General features: G+C 63.8%; 18 protein-coding genes. 6 read left to right on the top strand and 12 right to left on the bottom strand.

Going from position 1 to position 15,544, the window contains the following annotated elements; all coding sequences use genetic code 11:
* Positions 1–32 precede the first annotated feature (32 nt).
* Entirely contained in the window at positions 33–683 is a 651-nt protein-coding gene (locus NKH01_RS07985; RefSeq protein ID WP_352483594.1) for a TetR/AcrR family transcriptional regulator, read from the bottom strand.
* Between the two features lie 75 nt (positions 684–758).
* Between NKH01_RS07985 and NKH01_RS07990 the strand changes: the two genes are divergently transcribed.
* Positions 759–1,391: a trimeric intracellular cation channel family protein gene (locus NKH01_RS07990; RefSeq protein ID WP_023718946.1), complete on the top strand. Its 633-nt coding sequence runs from the start codon at positions 759–761 to the stop codon at positions 1,389–1,391.
* A gap of 9 nt (positions 1,392–1,400) precedes the next feature.
* On the opposite strand, the gene olsB is transcribed toward NKH01_RS07990, so the two are convergent.
* From olsB to NKH01_RS08025, 7 genes are all read right to left on the bottom strand, one after another.
* Positions 1,401–2,276 carry a l-ornithine N(alpha)-acyltransferase gene (gene olsB / locus NKH01_RS07995; RefSeq protein ID WP_023675251.1) on the bottom strand — a complete coding sequence of 292 codons (876 nt, stop codon included), beginning with the start codon at positions 2,274–2,276 and terminating at the stop codon, positions 1,401–1,403.
* A 149-nt stretch (positions 2,277–2,425) separates the two neighbouring features.
* Positions 2,426–4,714 carry a hybrid sensor histidine kinase/response regulator gene (locus NKH01_RS08000; RefSeq protein ID WP_023718947.1) on the bottom strand — a complete coding sequence of 763 codons (2,289 nt, stop codon included), beginning with the start codon at positions 4,712–4,714 and terminating at the stop codon, positions 2,426–2,428.
* Positions 4,715–4,801: 87 nt separating this feature from the next.
* The gene (gene acuI, locus NKH01_RS08005) at positions 4,802–5,791 is read right to left on the bottom strand and encodes an acrylyl-CoA reductase (NADPH) (protein WP_352847377.1); all 990 of its coding nucleotides are present in this window, start codon (positions 5,789–5,791) and stop codon (positions 4,802–4,804) included.
* Between the two features lie 52 nt (positions 5,792–5,843).
* Positions 5,844–6,320 carry a signal peptidase II gene (gene lspA / locus NKH01_RS08010; RefSeq protein ID WP_023718949.1) on the bottom strand — a complete coding sequence of 159 codons (477 nt, stop codon included), beginning with the start codon at positions 6,318–6,320 and terminating at the stop codon, positions 5,844–5,846.
* A 26-nt stretch (positions 6,321–6,346) separates the two neighbouring features.
* The gene (locus tag NKH01_RS08015; RefSeq protein ID WP_353019878.1) at positions 6,347–7,210 is read right to left on the bottom strand and encodes a TrmH family RNA methyltransferase; all 864 of its coding nucleotides are present in this window, start codon (positions 7,208–7,210) and stop codon (positions 6,347–6,349) included.
* Entirely contained in the window at positions 7,211–8,275 is a 1,065-nt protein-coding gene (locus NKH01_RS08020; protein WP_352483590.1) for an RsmD family RNA methyltransferase, read from the bottom strand.
* 89 nt (positions 8,276–8,364) lie between these two features.
* Positions 8,365–8,850: a DUF1772 domain-containing protein gene (locus NKH01_RS08025; protein WP_353019879.1), complete on the bottom strand. Its 486-nt coding sequence runs from the start codon at positions 8,848–8,850 to the stop codon at positions 8,365–8,367.
* Positions 8,851–8,974: 124 nt separating this feature from the next.
* Here NKH01_RS08025 and NKH01_RS08030 point away from each other — a divergent pair, with 124 nt between their 5' ends.
* The gene (locus tag NKH01_RS08030; protein WP_352856874.1) at positions 8,975–9,658 is read left to right on the top strand and encodes a helix-turn-helix transcriptional regulator; all 684 of its coding nucleotides are present in this window, start codon (positions 8,975–8,977) and stop codon (positions 9,656–9,658) included.
* A gap of 86 nt (positions 9,659–9,744) precedes the next feature.
* Positions 9,745–10,113: a VOC family protein gene (locus NKH01_RS08035; RefSeq protein WP_031193999.1), complete on the top strand. Its 369-nt coding sequence runs from the start codon at positions 9,745–9,747 to the stop codon at positions 10,111–10,113.
* Positions 10,114–10,211: 98 nt separating this feature from the next.
* Here the strand turns inward: NKH01_RS08035 and lhpI are convergent, their stop codons facing one another.
* From lhpI to sppA, 4 genes are all read right to left on the bottom strand, one after another.
* On the bottom strand, positions 10,212–11,180 hold the full coding sequence (gene lhpI, locus NKH01_RS08040) for a bifunctional Delta(1)-pyrroline-2-carboxylate/Delta(1)-piperideine-2-carboxylate reductase (protein WP_352856876.1): 969 nt from the start codon (positions 11,178–11,180) through the stop codon (positions 10,212–10,214).
* Between the two features lie 51 nt (positions 11,181–11,231).
* A complete protein-coding gene (locus NKH01_RS08045; protein ID WP_352483587.1) occupies positions 11,232–11,564 on the bottom strand; it encodes a DUF1049 domain-containing protein in 333 nt (110 codons plus the stop codon).
* Positions 11,565–11,613: 49 nt separating this feature from the next.
* The gene (locus NKH01_RS08050; RefSeq protein WP_006200394.1) at positions 11,614–11,898 is read right to left on the bottom strand and encodes an integration host factor subunit beta; all 285 of its coding nucleotides are present in this window, start codon (positions 11,896–11,898) and stop codon (positions 11,614–11,616) included.
* A 78-nt stretch (positions 11,899–11,976) separates the two neighbouring features.
* On the bottom strand, positions 11,977–12,933 hold the full coding sequence (gene sppA, locus NKH01_RS08055) for a signal peptide peptidase SppA (RefSeq protein WP_023718956.1): 957 nt from the start codon (positions 12,931–12,933) through the stop codon (positions 11,977–11,979).
* A 305-nt stretch (positions 12,934–13,238) separates the two neighbouring features.
* Between sppA and lptC the strand changes: the two genes are divergently transcribed.
* From lptC to lptB, 3 genes are read left to right on the top strand one after another with little or no spacing between them, the layout of a single operon-like run.
* Positions 13,239–13,952 carry an LPS export ABC transporter periplasmic protein LptC gene (gene lptC, locus NKH01_RS08060; protein ID WP_023718957.1) on the top strand — a complete coding sequence of 238 codons (714 nt, stop codon included), beginning with the start codon at positions 13,239–13,241 and terminating at the stop codon, positions 13,950–13,952.
* Positions 13,939–14,550: an LptA/OstA family protein gene (locus NKH01_RS08065; protein WP_023718958.1), complete on the top strand. Its 612-nt coding sequence runs from the start codon at positions 13,939–13,941 to the stop codon at positions 14,548–14,550. The genes lptC and NKH01_RS08065 overlap by 14 nt, the downstream gene beginning before the upstream one ends.
* Positions 14,550–15,368, top strand: a complete 819-nt coding sequence (lptB, locus tag NKH01_RS08070) for an LPS export ABC transporter ATP-binding protein (RefSeq protein WP_023718959.1) — start codon at positions 14,550–14,552, stop codon at positions 15,366–15,368. The genes NKH01_RS08065 and lptB overlap by 1 nt, the downstream gene beginning before the upstream one ends.
* The last annotated feature ends 176 nt before the right edge of the window (positions 15,369–15,544 follow it).

Raw genomic sequence — 15,544 nt, forward strand, 5'->3', positions numbered from 1 at the left:
GACCTTTGTTTCGCCTCCCGCATTCTGTTCGCTCAAGACGTGCTCGTCCGGCCTCTGCCTTTGAGCCAGCAGAGCGCCATTGTCGTTGCCGTTTCGACGGCGAGGTCCACCGTCATGCCGCGTATCCGCATGGCGTTGAACGTCGGAAAGTCGAATAGAAAGCTGATTGCCTGCACGACATCATCGCCCGGACCGTCGTGCGCCAGTGCCTCACGCACGAATCCGGCCACCATGTGTCGCAGGTATTCCTCCCATTCCCGCATGGCCGGAAGCTCGCGCTCGCGCAGGTCGCTTTCGAGATGCCGTCCGCCACGTTGGTAGAAGGCGAACAGCTCGTTGGCGACCCGGCGTAGCCGTTCTTCAGGATCGGTCGCGTCGCCGATTATCTCCGTCACTGCTTCGGGCGACGGAGGACGCAGGCGCTCCATCAGCAATTCGCCGCACGCCGGCACCAGGTCATCCAGAGTAGGAAAATGCTTGTAGACGGTGCCAACGGCGACATCGGCTTCCGTAGCGATGTCCTTCCAAGTCGTGCCAAAGATGCCGTTCTGGGTGTGCAGCTTGATTGTCGCGTCGAGAATGCGCTGCCTCGTCTTGGCGAAGGCGGCAGTCCGGGAAGCCATGCTGTAGCGGCGAGGGGACATAGACGTCCACCCAAATAATTGAATGAACAATTCAATCATTTAATTTATCTGGAGTCAATCCAGATTCGCAGGAGCCACTCGCTATTCCCCACTCGGTATTTCATTATTCCCTCCATGAACCCGATCGAGCTTCTCGACTATGCCGGCGTCGCCGTCTTCGCGGCGACCGGTGCGCTGGCCGCCTCGCGCAAACAGCTCGACATTATCGGTTACCTGTTTCTGGCTAGCGTTGCCGGCATCGGGGGCGGAACGTTTCGCGACGTCATCCTCAACGTGCCCGTGTTCTGGGTGGGAAACCGCGACTATGTGCTAATCTGTGCGGCGGTGGCGGTCGTCGTCTTCTTCAGCGCACATCGTTTCGAGTCGCGCTACAAATTGCTGCTCTGGCTCGACGCCATAGGTCTTGCCGCATTTTCGGTGATTGGCGCGGCCAAGGGGCTGACGATCACCGGGTCACCTGCAGTTTCGATCGTCACCGGCATGCTCACCGCAACCCTTGGCGGCATTCTGCGCGATCTGTTGACAGGCGAGCCTTCGGTGCTCCTGAGACCGGAAATCTACGTTACCGCAGCGCTTGCCGGCGCCGGCCTCTACACACTTGGCGATTTCGCCGGACTGCCGCCGCTTGCGTCGGGCCTGGCAGGTTTCATGGCGGCTTTCTGCGTACGCGGCGGCGCGCTGAAATTCGGCTGGGCCTTTCCGTCCTACAAAAGCAAGCCTGGCCGGCGTCCGGAAGATATTCCCTGATTTAAGGTGTCAGGCTGCAAACCGCTGCGCTTCCCCGCCATAATAATTGACGTAGCGGGCACCGATCTCCTTGACCGGCATCACCACGAACACGTCGACCGTCGAGAATTCACGGTCGATGACGCAACCGTCGCCGATGCGCGCGCCGACGCGCAGATAGCCCTTGACCAGCGGCGGCATCGCGGCGATCGCCGCCTTGGTGTTAACGGCTTCGATCGGCATCAGATCCATCGAACAATAGCGCCCGGCGACGGCACGCACGTCCCACGATGAATTCGTCCGGCAGTGGTGGGCAAGATAGGTCAGCGCCTCTGCATGTGCCGCCGGCACGGTGCCGTGGAACGACGCGCAGCCGGTCATCACGCCAATGCCGTAATGATTGATATAGGCCCAGATGCCTTGCCACAGCGCCTCGATGGTGCGCTTGGAGCGGTATTCCGGCAGAACGCAGGAGCGGCCGAGCTCGAGGAAGCGCTGGCCGGGATGTCGCGCGATCAGCTTGGTCAGCTCGAATTCGCCTTCGGAATAGAAGCCGCCCGCCGCCGCGGCAATCTCCTGCCGCAGCAGGCGATAGGTGCCGACGATGCGGCGATGCTCGGGACCGGAAAGCGAAGTATCGAAGACCAGCAGATGATCGCAGAGGGGATCGAAGCGGTCGGCATCGCGGCGGTCCTGCATCTGGAACAGGTCCTTCCTGGCACCAAGCTCGTCGTAGAACACCCGGTAGCGCACTTCCTGCGCGGCAGCGATCTCGGCCTCGTTGCGGGCGAGCCGCACTTCGAGATTGCCGATGCGGCCGAGCGATGCGCCTTTTATGACGGCATCGGCGTTCCGGCCGACGAGCAAAGGCCCGCTGGCGTTCGGCCGAGCATCACATTCCGGCATGACTGTATGCACGAGTGATTCTCCTTCGAGCCATCCCTCTTGGCACGGGGATACGGTGTAGGTGCAACAGGATTGTGACAGTACCGTGATACGGCTCTGCGGGCAATACTTCGTCGGCTGGGTAATCTATCGACCGTCTATGTTGTGCCTCAGGCGGCCACTTGCCCTTCAACCGCATGAACCAGGGCATCAGGGTCGAGCGGCTTGGTGACGAAGCCGCTGGCACCGTGGGCGAGCACGGCGTGGCGGGTCTTTTCCTGGCTGTCGGCCGACAGCACCATGATCGGCACCGGCGGAACCGCGGTCTCCTCCTCATGGCGGCGGATGGCGGCGATGGCGTCCAGCCCGTCCATGACAGGCATATGCAGGTCCATCAGCACCACGTCGTAGCGGTGCTTATGGCCGGTGCTGATGACCGCCTCGACCGCGGCCTTGCCGTTGCCGACCACTTTCACCCGATGCCCGGCCTTCAGGAGGGTGGCGCGGGCCAGCATGGCGTTGATGTCGTTGTCCTCGGCGATCAGCACCGACAGGCCCTGCTGGCGGCCGCCAATGGCGTGCCCAGCCTGCGCGCCGCGCTTTTGCGGTTGCGGCTCGGCGATGACCGGTGCGTGGCTGGTCAAAAGCACGCGCAGCAATGTCTCGCCGCGCACCGGCCTCGCCAGGAAGGTGGCGTAACCGTTGGCACGGAACTCGCCAAGCATGCCGCGGTCGGTCGGCGCGATCAGCGTCACCGCCTCGCAATCGACAAATCCGCTCTGGCGCAGGCGCCTGAGCAGCCTGCCGTCGCTTTGCTCCATGGCAGCATCGACCAGAAGCACGTTGCAGCCCTCGGCGAAAGGGGCGGCCTGGGCGGCGGCGGCGGCCAGATCGACCGTTCCGCCATTGGCGCGAATGGTGCGGGCGATGGCTTCGGCCTCGACCAGGTTCTTCGACACGATTACCGCATGCCGGCCCAACAGCGCGTTCTGGCGGATCTGCAGCGCCTCGACGGCGGAAATAGCGGGAATCTCGAAGACGAATTCGGATCCCTGGCCAAGCCGGCTCGACACCGAGATAGTGCCGCCCATCGCCGTCACCAGGCGCTTGGAAATCGCGAGACCGAGGCCGGCACCACCATGCGTACGGGTCGAGGTGCCGTCAGCCTGTTCGAAGTCCTCGAAGATGCGCTCCATGTCCTCCTCGCGCAGACCGGGGCCGGTGTCGGTGATGGTGAAGCGGATGCGGTTGGTGGTTTCGGTGCGGACGCGGCCGATGCTTGCCAGGACGCCGCCGCTGTCGGTGAACTTGACGGCGTTGCCGATAAGGTTGAGCAGCACCTGCCTGACCCTGCCGGGGTCGGCGGTGATCAGCTGCGGCACGTCGGGTTCGACATGGCAGCCGAGGCCGATATCCTTGGCAAAAGCCCGCGCCGCCAAAAGCTCGATGACATTGTCGGCGATCTCGCGCACCGACATCGGTTGCGGTTCGGGATCGAAGCGGCCGGCCTCGATCTTGGAATAGTCGAGCAGGTCCTCGATCAGCGCCAGCAGCGCGCTGGCCGAGGTCGAGATGGCGCCGACATAGGTCCGCTGCTCGGGCGAAAGGCTGGTGTCGGCGAGAAGCCGGGCCATGCCCATGATGCCGTTCATCGGCGTGCGTATCTCGTGGCTGACGGTGGCGAGGAAGCGCGATTTGGCCTGGCTCGCATATTCGGCCCGTTCGCGGGCGGTGATCAGCGAGGATTCGGCGCGTTTGCGGGCGGTGATGTCACGGGCGATGGCGCGATGCGAAACGGCGCCGCTGTCCTTGTCGCGCACCGACAGCTCGATCCAAGAGAACCAGCGTGGGCCGTCCGGCGTGCGAATGGCGACATCAGTGGAACTCAGGCATTCATGGTCGGAAAAGGCGGCGTCGGGAACGATGCCGACATCGATGCCTAGTTCGGCCAGGGTCTTGCCGGCGAGGTCGCGCTGGTCGGTTTCGACAAGGTCGGCGAAAACCTTGTTGGCGTAGACGATATGGCCGTCGCGGTCGCGGTGGACGACGAGATCGCCGAGTGCATCGATCAGACCGCGAAAGCGCTCCTCGCTCTCCTGCATCTCCCACATGCGGTCGGCCAGCGTCTCGATCTCGGCGCGACTGCGGGCGGTCGTGGCATCGAGAAGGGCCACCGCGCGACGCTGGGTGCGCCTGTTGCGCAGATGCATGGCGAGCCCGGCGATGGCTGTCGCCAAAAGGCCAATGGTGATGAAGATCGGCGCTCCGGTCAGATGCGACAGGCCTGCCAGCACGACGATGGCAACGAGAGTCAGGAAGGGCAGGCCGTGGCGGTTGGCGTCCGGCAATTCCGGCGCCAGCGGCGGCGCGGCGACAAGCTGCCGCCCTGACGCCTCGGGGGCCGCCCGGTCGGCCCGTTCGGCTGGTTCCGCCTCTCTGATGCCGGGTTCCGCAATCATACGGAATTCCTGCCAGACAGAGCTTATTGAAGGTTGTGGTTGATCGTTCGAATTTTAGCGGTCGCGCTCTTTTTTCCCTTTGGAGCCTCACATGTCCACCACCACGCGGCCGCGGATCTTGCCCTCGACGATGTCATGCGCGGCGCCGATGATGCCGTCGAAGCCGATGCTCGTCGACAGGCTGGCAAGCTTTCCGTGATCGAGATCGGTGCCGATGCGGCGCCAGGCCTCGATGCGGACCGCCTTGGGCGCCATCACCGAATCGATGCCGAGCAGCGAGACGCCGCGCAGGATGAACGGGGCGACGCTTGCCGGCAGGTCCATGCCGCCGGCGAGGCCGCAAGCGGCAACGGCGCCGCCATAGGAGGTCATCGACAGGACGTTGGCCAGCGTGTGGCTGCCGACAGCGTCGATGCCGCCGGCCCAGCGTTCCTTGGCTAGCGGTTTTGCAGGCTGCGCAAGCTCGTCGCGTGAAATCACTTCCGCGGCACCGAGGTCGGTCAGATAGGGGCTTTCGGCACTGCGGCCGGTCGAGGCGATGACGTGATAGCCGAGGCTGGACAGGATCGAGACCGCGACCGACCCGACGCCACCGGCAGCGCCCGTCACCACCACAGGGCCGCGGTCGGGCACGATGCCGTGGCGCTCCAGCGCGATGACGCAAAGCATGGCGGTGTAGCCGGCGGTGCCGACCGCCATCGCATCATGCGGGCTCATGCCGTCCGGCAGCGGTACCAGCCAGTCGCCCTTGACGCGGGCGCGTCCGGCAAAGGCGCCGAAATGCGTCTCGCCGACGCCCCAGCCGTTCAATATGACCTTGTCACCCTCGCGCCAGTCGGGATTGGAAGACGAGATGACGGTGCCGGCGAAATCGACGCCCGGCACCAGCGGCCAGCGGCGGATCACCGGCGCCTTGCCGGTGATTGCAAGGCCGTCCTTGTAGTTCACCGTCGTCGCCTCCACCGCGACGGTGACGTCGCCTTCCATCAGGTCTGCCTCGGTGAGCTCGGTCACCGCGACCGACTGGTTTTTCTCGGCGTCGCGCGAAACGAGGATGGCTTTGAAGGTTTCGGGCATTTTTTCTCCTCGGGCTTGCAAATAAGAAATGTGCGGTGCCGGGCGAGTGAGGTCAATCGCTCGATGTTCCGCGCCACCAGCCAATGAGCTCATCGAAGACGACCAGCACGGCACCGACCGAAATGAAGGCATCGGCGAGGTTGAAGATCGCGAAGGACCAGACCGGCGTGTGAAACAGAATATAGTCGATGACATGGCCATAGGCAGCGCGGTCGATCAGATTGCCGAGCGCGCCGCCGACGATCAGCGCGAAGCCGACGCGGGCAAGCAGGTGGCCGGGCGGCGTGCGGGCCGCAAGATAGAGAACGAAAGCGACCACCAGAACCGCGACGACCACCAGGCCGGTGTCGCCGAAGGACGAAAACAGCGAAAACGCGATGCCGGTGTTGTAGGTGCGGTACAGCGCCAGGAACGGCAGGAGATCGAGCCTTTCCTGGAAGGCAAGGCCGGTCTCGACCAGATATTTCAGCCACTGGTCGAGCGCTATCGCGGCGACAACCAGAAAAGCGTAGGGGCTCCAGGACTTCATGGTTTGCAGTTTCACGGTTTGGGATGTCACGATCGGGCATCCTCCGGGCCGAGCTTCAGCGCGCCGCGCCGGATCTCGAACAGCATGACGCCGGTGGCCACCGCAAGGTTGAGCGAATCGGCGCGGCCTGCCTGCGGTATCCGCAGCAGCTTGTCGCAGCTTGCGGCAAGCTCGTCAGGCAGGCCTTGCTGCTCGTTGCCCATCATCAAAAGCACCGGGCCTTTTGAAAAATCGACCGAGCGGTAATCGACCGCACCCTTAAGATGGGTGCCGGCGACGAGGCCGGAAAAGCTCTTTCGCCAGGCGAGAAAAGCCTCGGCCGACGCCTTGGCGACCGGCACGGCGAAGATCGAGCCCATGGTGGCGCGTACCGTCTCGACCGAAAAGGGATCGGTGGTCTCGCCGACCAGGATGACGCCTTTGGCGCCGACGGCGTCGACCGTGCGGATGACGGTGCCGAGGTTGCCGGGGTCGCGGACGCGGTCGAGCACCACCCAGACGTCGCCATCATGGGCGCGAATGTCCTTCAGCGGCAGCAATTTCTGCGAGAACACGCCGACGACCATTTGCGGATTGTCGCGGCGGGTGATGGCGACCAGCACGTTTTCCGAAACTTCAAGTACGGTGCCGCCGGCGGCAACCGTGCGCGCCGCAACTTTTTCAACCGCCGCATTGCCACGTCCGGCCTTGGCGAAAACCAATGTCCTGATAGACCAGCCGAGATCGAGCGCGTCGATGACCAGCTTCAGGCCTTCGGCCATGAAGGCATTCTGCTGGTCGCGGAATTTCTTCTGCGCGAGCGCCTTGATGTCCTTGACCAGCGGATTGGCGAGGCTGGTGACTTCCTTCACCTGCCCTGGCGCGCCCGCGTGCCGTTCGTACGCACTCATTCAGGCCACCCAGCGCGAGAACAGCGAGGTCGAAAGCGCCCGGCCGGCGGATTTCTCGCGGATGATCAATTCGCCGGATTCGACCGTGCCGCCCATGCCGGCGAAGGTGTCGCGCATCAAGGCGTGGATGGCGAAGAAAGAGGCGCGGATCGAGTAGGCGGTCAGCACCACAGCGAGCGGCTTCGGCGTCAGGATCCCACGGCAGATGTCGGTCAGCGCCGGCAAATCCTCGAACAGCTGCCAGACCTCGCCCTTCGGTCCGCGGCCATAGGCGGGCGGGTCGAACAGGATGATGTCGTAGCGGCTGCCGCGGCGCTCCTCGCGCTCGGCGAATTTCACGGCATCGTCGACGATCCAGCGGATCGGCTTTTGCGACAGGCCCGCCATCTCCTGGTTTTCGCGTGCCCAGCCGATCGCCTTCTTGGAAGCATCGACATGGGTGACCTCGGCGCCGGCACGCGCTGCCACCAGCGAGGCAAGGCCGGTATAACCGAACAGGTTCAGCACCTTCACCGGCCGTTTTGCCGCCGCAATCAGCCCGGCCATGTGGTCCCAGTGCGAGGCCTGCTCGGGAAAGACGCCGACATGGCGAAACGAAGTGAAGCGGCCGAGATAGTCCATGCCGTCATGCTTCATCGGCCAGGTCTCGCCGAGCGGCGTCTTCGGAAAGCGCCAGCGGCCGATGCCTTCCTCGTCGGTATCGCCGGTGAAAATGGCATCGGCGCGTTCCCAGTCCCTGGCCGGCAATGCCTTTTGCCAGATCGCCTGGCCTTCCGGCCGAACGATGCGGTAGGGGCCGTATTGCTCGAGCTTTTCTCCGGCGCCGCTGTCGAGCAGCGCGTAATCCTGACTGGCGCCGACTTCGAGGATCAGCGGCAGATGTTCGGCAGGCAGCGCGCCATCGCGGCGCGAAAGTGGGCGCGGCGCTGCTTTCTGCTCGGACCGGTCCTGCGGTTTCGTCTCCGGACCAGCGGTTGGATTGGGGTCGCGCCGCCGCGGCTGCTCTATCCCGCCTTTTTTCGCGGGCGGGCGGCTGTCGCGGCGTTTGTCGCGAAAAGGTTTCAAGAAGGCGCATCTCCGGACGGCGGCTGCGCCGCTTCTGCCACAGCGAATTGACCGGCGCAACAAAAGGGCTGCAGGCGTTTGCGAACGGATCAGCCACGCCTGATCGACAGCAGCCCGACTGCGAGCGCGATGAAACCGACGGCCTTGAAGCCGGTGACGACCATATGGCCGGCTTCCCAGCGGCTCCGGATAGCTTCGAAATTGCCCGGGATCGGTCCAGGCACCCAGGTGGCCAGGACATTGTTTGCCGGTTTGACGAGCGCAACCCACGCGACAAGCGCCATCAGATAAAGCATGGTGGCGGCCAACACCCACCAGAATGCCGGGCCGTCGCCGCGCAGCATCCATGCGAGGAGCCCCGGACAGGCGACGGCCGCCACGTCCAGCGGTGCGCCGACAGTCAAAAAGAACTGGAACTGAGCATTGAAGACCGTGGTTTCTCGCCAGAGCGAAGGCGGCCATCTGGTCAGCCGCGGCACCGATTCCAGTACGTGGGCGAAGGATGGTCCGAGGCTTAGGGCAGCAACGGTGGCGGTCAAAACCGACCAGAACAACAGAAAACCGCGTATATCCATAATGGCCAGACAACGGCGTCAGGCCGCATACGTTCCGGTCGGCGATCATCCTGCTTGCCGCCGAAAGCGCAGGCGCACTATCGTCCATCCAAATTGGGCATCCATCCAAATCGGGTTGCGATCCATGTCCCGCGCCGAACGCCTGCTCGACCTGATCCAGATCCTGCGCCGGCATCGCCGGCCAGTCAGCGGCCGCAGCCTTGCAGGCGAAATGGGTGTGTCGATCCGCACGCTCTATCGCGATATCGCCACGCTGCAGGGGCAGGGCGCGCCGATCGAGGGCGAGGCGGGGCTGGGCTACGTGCTCAGGCCAGGCTTCATGCTGCCGCCCTTGATGTTCACCGACGAGGAGATCGAGGCGATCGTGCTCGGTTCGCGCTGGGTGGCCAAGCAGCCGGACTGGCGGCTTGCCAACGCCGCCACCGACGCGCTGGCCAAGATCGCCGCGGTGCTGCCGGACGATTTGCGCGAAGAGCTCGATGCCTCGACGCTGCTGGTCGGGTCGCGCACCGAGGTCACCGAAGGCATCGATCTCGGCATGGTGCGGCAAGCCATCCGCGAGGAGCACAAGTTGAGCTTTGTCTATCGCGATGCCGGCGGCGCTGCCTCCGAGCGCACCGTCTGGCCGTTTGCACTCGGCTTCTTCGACAAGGTGCGCGTCGTCGCGGCGTGGTGCGAGATGCGCCAGGATTTCAGGCACTTTCGCGCCGATCGGATATCCGGCCTCAACGCCACCGAGACGCGTTATCCGCGCCGTCGCCAGGTGCTGCTCAAAGAATGGCGGGCGACGCTCGACAAGCCAAGCTAAGGCTGCCGCTCAGTTAAGACTGTTGCCAGAATCTGGCAGTGGTGCACGCTATGCTCCTCCAGTCGAAACCATCTGGAGAGCAATTCATGACACCGCCCAATTTCGTCATCCTCTATGTCGACAAGCCTGAGCAAAGCGGCGCCTTCTACAGCGCGCTGCTCGGACGCGAGCCGGTCGACACCTCGCCGACCTTCGTGTTGTTCGTGCTCGACAACGGCTTCAAACTCGGCCTCTGGTCGCGTCATACCGTAGAGCCGGCCGCGGCGGCCGCAGGCGGTGGCGCCGAGGTCGTCTTTGCGCTGGATACGCCTGGCGCTGTCGACACCACCCATGCCGAGTGGGCCGACCGTGGGCTGACCATCCTGCAGAGCCCGACCGACATGGATTTCGGCCGCACCTTCGTCGCGCTCGATCCGGACAACCACCGGCTGCGGGTTTATTGGCAAAAGGAGTAAGGCAGTAGGGCAGTAGGCGAGAGCAAAGTAGCACTAGGCGCGGCGCCGCACGATTAGCACGGTTTCCTACTGCCCTACTGCCCTACTGCCCTACTGCCCTACTGCCCTACGCTTGCGCGATACACGGCAATGCCGGCGGCCAGGTCCTCGAGGGCCGCGCCGACCGACTTGAACAGCGTGATCTCGTCATTGCCCTGCCGGCCTTTTTTCTGGCCGCGTGCCAGTTCATAGAGGTCGGCGACGATGGCTTGCGGCTTCAGCACGCCGGAGGCCAGCGGCTGGACGATGTCGCCGGCTTCCTTGGTGGCGCCGGCGCGGGTGTCGACATAGACGCGGGCGCGTGCAATCGCGTCGTCGTCGCTTTCGCGCATCGCCGGCGTGAAGCCGCCAACCAGATCGACATGGGTTCCCGGTTTCAAGAGTACCCCTTTGATCAGTGGCGCGGTGGTGATGGTCGCCGATGACACGATATCGGCCTGGCCGAGTTCGACGTCGAGATCGCCTGCGGCGTCGGCCGCAAAACCCTCGGCACGCAATTTCACCGCGACCTTTTCGGCGTTGGCCGGCGTGCGGTTCCAGATGCGGATGTTCTTGATCGGCCGCACCGCCGAATGCGCCTTTGCAAGGAATGGCGACAGCGCGCCGGCGCCGACCACCAGCAGCCGTGATGCGTCCTCGCGGGCCAGATAGGAGGCGGCCAGCGCCGAGGCGCAGGCGGTGCGCCACTGCGTCAGCCTCTGGCCATCGATCAAGGCCTGCGGCTCGCCGGTGGCGCCGTCCAGCAACAGGTAGAGGCCCATCACCGCAGGCTTGCCGACGGCGTTGTTGTCGGGCGACACGGTGACGATCTTGACGCCGATATGGCCATCGACCGAGGTGCCGGCGGCGTTGAAGTCGGTCCAGGCCGGCATCAGAAGCAGCGTCGAGGCGGCACCGTCGGGCCGCTCGACCGTGTGATGATGCCTGACCGGCTGCACGGCGCCGTCGCGAAAAGCGGCGCGCAATGTCTCGACCAGCCCGGGAAAGGTCAGCGCGCGGTCGACCTCGGCGGCGGAAATGGTCAGCATGATGGCTCCGTGGAGAAATAGGCCGGTTGCGCTTCCTGCCCGAGCCGCGGCTCAGTTCATCGGCTTCGGCAAGGCCGGGCCCTGCGCCGCTGTGGGCGCGCGGCTGACTGCCAGACGCAGGTTCTCGGCCTCGGCGCCGCGCTGGCGCGCCAGCTTGCGGTAGCGGCCCTGCTTGATCCAGGTCGCCAGGCTGCCGACGATCATGCCGATGGCCAGCGCCAGGAACAGGAAAATGAACAGCGGCACGGTCAGCGTCAGCGCCGGATTGCCGGGATTGAACGGATCGAGCGTGAAGGCCACCGGTTCGCGGTTGGCGACGGCCAGCGCAATCAGGATGACGGCCAGCGGCACGAAAACCACGATGAGGATGAAGCGATTGAACATGTTTTTCCGTTCGGAAGAAAAGGCAGCAACGGGTCGGCGGGCGCCGCGCCTATTTGCCTCCGTTCAGCCTTTCACGCAATTCCTTGCCGGTCTTGAAGAACGGCACCCATTTCTCCTCGACCTCTACGGATTCGCCGGTGCGCGGATTGCGGCCGGTGCGGGCAGGGCGGTTTTTCACCGAAAACGCGCCGAAGCCGCGCAACTCGACCCGGTTGCCCTCGGCAAGCGCGTCGGTGATTTCATCGAAGATGGCGCCGACAATGTTTTCGACATCGCGCAGGAAAAGATGCGGATTGCGCGTGGCGATGATCTGCACAAGTTCGGATTTGATCATGAAAAGGCTCCCCGTGAAAGCAGTGCCGCCGAAATTATCAGAATGATTTTATTTGCTTTTTCACTCCCAAGCGGCTCCTCAAGGGTGCCAGACGGAAACGAGACCGTCAAGAAACAAGCGGTCCGCTCCAATTTCGTGAAGGACGTCGCCGCCATGGCCAGGCAGGCCAAGCGCAGCGCCGACGGTCTGCGCCATCGCCTTGGAGAACAGGAAACCACCGCGTTTTTCCGTGTCCTTCCATTCCACCACCTTGAGCTTGGCATCGACACCCTTGCCTGCAAGCCAGTCGATCGCTTCGGCCTCGCCGCCGACCGCGTCGATCAATCTGTTGGTGACCGCCTGCCGGCCGGTGAAGATCGACCCGTCCGCGAGCGCCAGCGCCTCCGGCTTGGTCATGTTGCGGCGCTCGGCGACGATGCCGACGAACCAGTCGTAGCTGTCGAGAATGAGTTTGCGGACCATGGCGCGTTCATCGTCATTGGTCGGCTTGAAGGGGGAAGGCGAGGCCTTCAAGGGCGAGGATTTCACCTCCTCCAGCTTGACGCCGAGCTTGTCCATGAGGCCGCTGACGTCCGGGTACTGGATCAGAACGCCGATCGAGCCGACGATCGAGGATTTGCGTGCGACAATATGGTCGGCCGCGGTGGCTATCATGTAACCCGCCGACGCCGCGAGCGTGCCGACCTCGGCCACCACCGGCTTGTCGGCGGCGAGCTTGCGCACTGCCTCGTAGATCGACTCGCCACCGACGGTGGTGCCGCCGGGTGAATCGATCGACAGGATCACAGCCTTGACGCGCGGCGACTGACGGATGGCTTCCAGCCGCTTGATCAGTTCTTCGTCTTCGGTGATGGTACCTTCGATCTTGACCTTAGCGATGTGGTCGACAGCCGCGCCGGTGAATTCGTCACCATAAATCCACGCGGAAAAGGCGATCAGCCCGGCTGCGGCGACAAGAATCGCCGCAACACGCCAGAATGTCAGCTTGCGGCGCAAGCGGCGGCGGTCGATCAGGTCGTCGGCTCTCAATGCCATGGTCAGCCTCGTAGTCGGTGGGAGCAGATGCTTTTAAAGCAACCATTCGCGCCCGGCTACCGTTTCCTGACGGCCTTCGCCAAAGCCGTCTTCGGCGTTCGGGCAAGCTTCAACCTGTCGCGTTCCACAGGCTCTAACACTGTGCGCCCATATCTGGTATGAGGTTCAGGCTGCGCTGGGGCCATTTTCGTTGTATAGGGGCGGCTGTCATATTTTTGCGGTTTTCCTCGGCTTGTGCTTGCTTGAGGGCGCCGGCACCCCACCTATAGGGCGGCCTGGCGGGCAGGGGTTTAGAAGAAGCAGTCATGTTAGCGGGACCAATCGAACCGACCAACACCGAGACGGAGTTGGCTCCCAAGGCCGCAGGCCGGGCGCGGGTCGACGCCTTTGACATCGCGCAGCGTCATTCGCGCCGGGTGCGGATCCTCAAGCTGGCCGTGCCGCTGGTCGCCGCCCTGATCGCGGTCGCGTTTCCGGTCTATTCCTATCTCATGGCTCCCGCTGCAATCGAGGTGCAGGCCGACGGCGGCTCCTTTGCCAATGGCAAGCTGGTGATGGCCAATCCCAAGCTCAACGGCTTCACCAAGCAGAACTTGCCCTATTCGATGACGGCCCTGCGCGCCATACAGGACGTCAGCAAACAAGGCATCATCGATCTGGAAGGCATCAAGGCCAGGCTGCCGATTGCGGCCGACAACACGGCCGCCATCGATGCCGCGCGCGGCACCTATGATCGCGACGGCAACACGTTCAGCCTGACCAGCGACGTGACGGTATCGACCACGGATGGCGTGGTGGCAAAATTCAAATCAGTCTATCTCGACATGGGCGAAGGCACTATGAAGACAAGCGAACCCGTCGATGTCAGCCGCGGCGGGTCGCGGATCAGGGCGGATTCGATGTCGGTCCAGGACAATGGGAAGGTCCTGGTTTTCGAGAACAAGGTGCGCGTCGACATCGATCCCGCCAGTTTGAAGGCGGCAGAGGCAAAGAGCGGAGAGACCAATGCGGTTCAGTAGTTCGGCACGGCGCCTCGCCGCGGTTTCGGCGTTGCTGACCCTCGGGCTGCCATTGGGGCTCACCCTGGGGACGGCTTCGTCGCTGGCGCAGTCCAGCGCCACCAGCCAAATGTCCGGCCTCAGGCTGTCGGGCGACAAGCCGATCCAGATCGAAAGCGACAAGCTCGAGGTGCGCCAGGCGGAAAGCGTCGCCGTCTTCACCGGCAACGTCAACGTCGTCCAGGGTCCAACCGTACTCAAGGCCGGCAAAATGACGGTCTATTACGTCAGGGATGCAGCCGCCGCCAAAGGCGCCGAGCCGGCGGGTGCCGCGGCGATGACCGGATCCGCCAACATCGACCATCTCGTGGTCGACGATAAGGTCTACATCAAATCGGACAATCAGGTTGCCACCGGCGACCGCGGCACCTTCGACATGAAGACCGAGGTGCTGGTGCTTTCGGGCAGCAAGGTCGTGCTCTCGCAAGGCGACAACGTGCTTGTCGGCTGCAAGCTTACCGTGCAGATGAAGAGCGGCCTTGCCCAGGTCGACGCCTGCGGCGGCCGCGTCATGATGTCGATCACGCCGCAGGCGAAGTCTGGAGCAGCGAAACCCTGATGACCGGCATATCGTCGCTGCTGGCGCGTCTTCCAGGGCGCGCCGCCAGCAAACTTGCGGCACCGGCCAGGGTCACCGTCGAAGCGGCAAAGTTCAAGGGAACCTTGATCGCCAAGGGGCTGACCAAAAGCTACAAGGGCCGCAAAGTCGTCAGCGGCGTGACGCTGGGCGTGCGCGCCGGCGAGGCGGTTGGGCTGCTCGGCCCCAACGGCGCCGGCAAGACGACCTGTTTCTACATGGTGACCGGGCTGGTGCCGGTCGATGAAGGCACCATCGAGATCGACGGTTTCGATGTCACGTCGATGCCGATGTATCGCCGCGCCCGTCTCGGCATCGGCTATTTGCCGCAGGAAGCGTCGATTTTTCGCGGCCTGAACGTCGAGCAAAACATCCGGGCCGTGCTCGAAGTGGTCGAAAAGAGCCGCAAGGAACGTGAGCGCCTGCTCGACGAATTGCTCGAGGAATTCCACATCAGCCATCTGCGCAAGGCTCCGTCGCTGTCGCTTTCCGGCGGTGAGCGGCGGCGCCTGGAAATTGCCCGCGCCTTGGCAACCCGCCCCGCCTACATGCTGCTCGACGAACCGTTCGCCGGCATCGACCCGATCGCCGTCGCCGACATCCAGCAGCTCGTTCGCCATCTGACGGCACGTGGCATCGGCGTGCTGATCACCGACCACAATGTGCGTGAGACCCTTGGCCTGATCGACCGCGCCTACATCATCCATGCCGGCCAGGTGCTGACCCATGGCCGAGCCGACGAAATCGTCGCAAATGCCGATGTGCGGCGGCTTTATCTTGGCGAGGGATTTACGCTCTAAATGCGAAATTCCGGTTCGAACGGGATTTCCGGCGTAGTCCGGCAGCTTTTTCTTCGATTTTCTGCCTGAAAAACGCGCTGGCAGGCGAGTTTTTCCGCACCTCGCCTTGACAAGCAAAAGCCGGGCCAGTTTCTATGCTGGCCTGGAAAATTCTTTCCGGCAGTGCGGGTGCGTAG

Source organism: Mesorhizobium sp. M1403, from assembly GCF_040317695.1.
Classification (GTDB): domain Bacteria; phylum Pseudomonadota; class Alphaproteobacteria; order Rhizobiales; family Rhizobiaceae; genus Mesorhizobium.

Excerpts from the sequence above, each read along its gene's own strand:
- NKH01_RS07985 (WP_352483594.1), bottom strand. The coding sequence starts at position 683 with ATGATTGAATTGTTCATTCAATTATTTGGGTGGACGTCTATGTCCCCT.
- NKH01_RS07990 (WP_023718946.1), top strand. The coding sequence starts at position 759 with ATGAACCCGATCGAGCTTCTCGACTATGCCGGCGTCGCCGTCTTCGCG.
- olsB (WP_023675251.1), bottom strand. The coding sequence starts at position 2,276 with ATGCCGGAATGTGATGCTCGGCCGAACGCCAGCGGGCCTTTGCTCGTC.
- NKH01_RS08000 (WP_023718947.1), bottom strand. The coding sequence starts at position 4,714 with ATGATTGCGGAACCCGGCATCAGAGAGGCGGAACCAGCCGAACGGGCC.
- acuI (WP_352847377.1), bottom strand. The coding sequence starts at position 5,791 with ATGCCCGAAACCTTCAAAGCCATCCTCGTTTCGCGCGACGCCGAGAAA.
- lspA (WP_023718949.1), bottom strand. The coding sequence starts at position 6,320 with ATGAAGTCCTGGAGCCCCTACGCTTTTCTGGTTGTCGCCGCGATAGCG.
- NKH01_RS08015 (WP_353019878.1), bottom strand. The coding sequence starts at position 7,210 with ATGAGTGCGTACGAACGGCACGCGGGCGCGCCAGGGCAGGTGAAGGAA.
- NKH01_RS08025 (WP_353019879.1), bottom strand. The coding sequence starts at position 8,850 with ATGGATATACGCGGTTTTCTGTTGTTCTGGTCGGTTTTGACCGCCACC.
- NKH01_RS08030 (WP_352856874.1), top strand. The coding sequence starts at position 8,975 with ATGTCCCGCGCCGAACGCCTGCTCGACCTGATCCAGATCCTGCGCCGG.
- NKH01_RS08035 (WP_031193999.1), top strand. The coding sequence starts at position 9,745 with ATGACACCGCCCAATTTCGTCATCCTCTATGTCGACAAGCCTGAGCAA.
- lhpI (WP_352856876.1), bottom strand. The coding sequence starts at position 11,180 with ATGCTGACCATTTCCGCCGCCGAGGTCGACCGCGCGCTGACCTTTCCC.
- NKH01_RS08045 (WP_352483587.1), bottom strand. The coding sequence starts at position 11,564 with ATGTTCAATCGCTTCATCCTCATCGTGGTTTTCGTGCCGCTGGCCGTC.
- NKH01_RS08050 (WP_006200394.1), bottom strand. The coding sequence starts at position 11,898 with ATGATCAAATCCGAACTTGTGCAGATCATCGCCACGCGCAATCCGCAT.
- sppA (WP_023718956.1), bottom strand. The coding sequence starts at position 12,933 with ATGGCATTGAGAGCCGACGACCTGATCGACCGCCGCCGCTTGCGCCGC.
- lptC (WP_023718957.1), top strand. The coding sequence starts at position 13,239 with ATGTTAGCGGGACCAATCGAACCGACCAACACCGAGACGGAGTTGGCT.
- NKH01_RS08065 (WP_023718958.1), top strand. The coding sequence starts at position 13,939 with ATGCGGTTCAGTAGTTCGGCACGGCGCCTCGCCGCGGTTTCGGCGTTG.
- lptB (WP_023718959.1), top strand. The coding sequence starts at position 14,550 with ATGACCGGCATATCGTCGCTGCTGGCGCGTCTTCCAGGGCGCGCCGCC.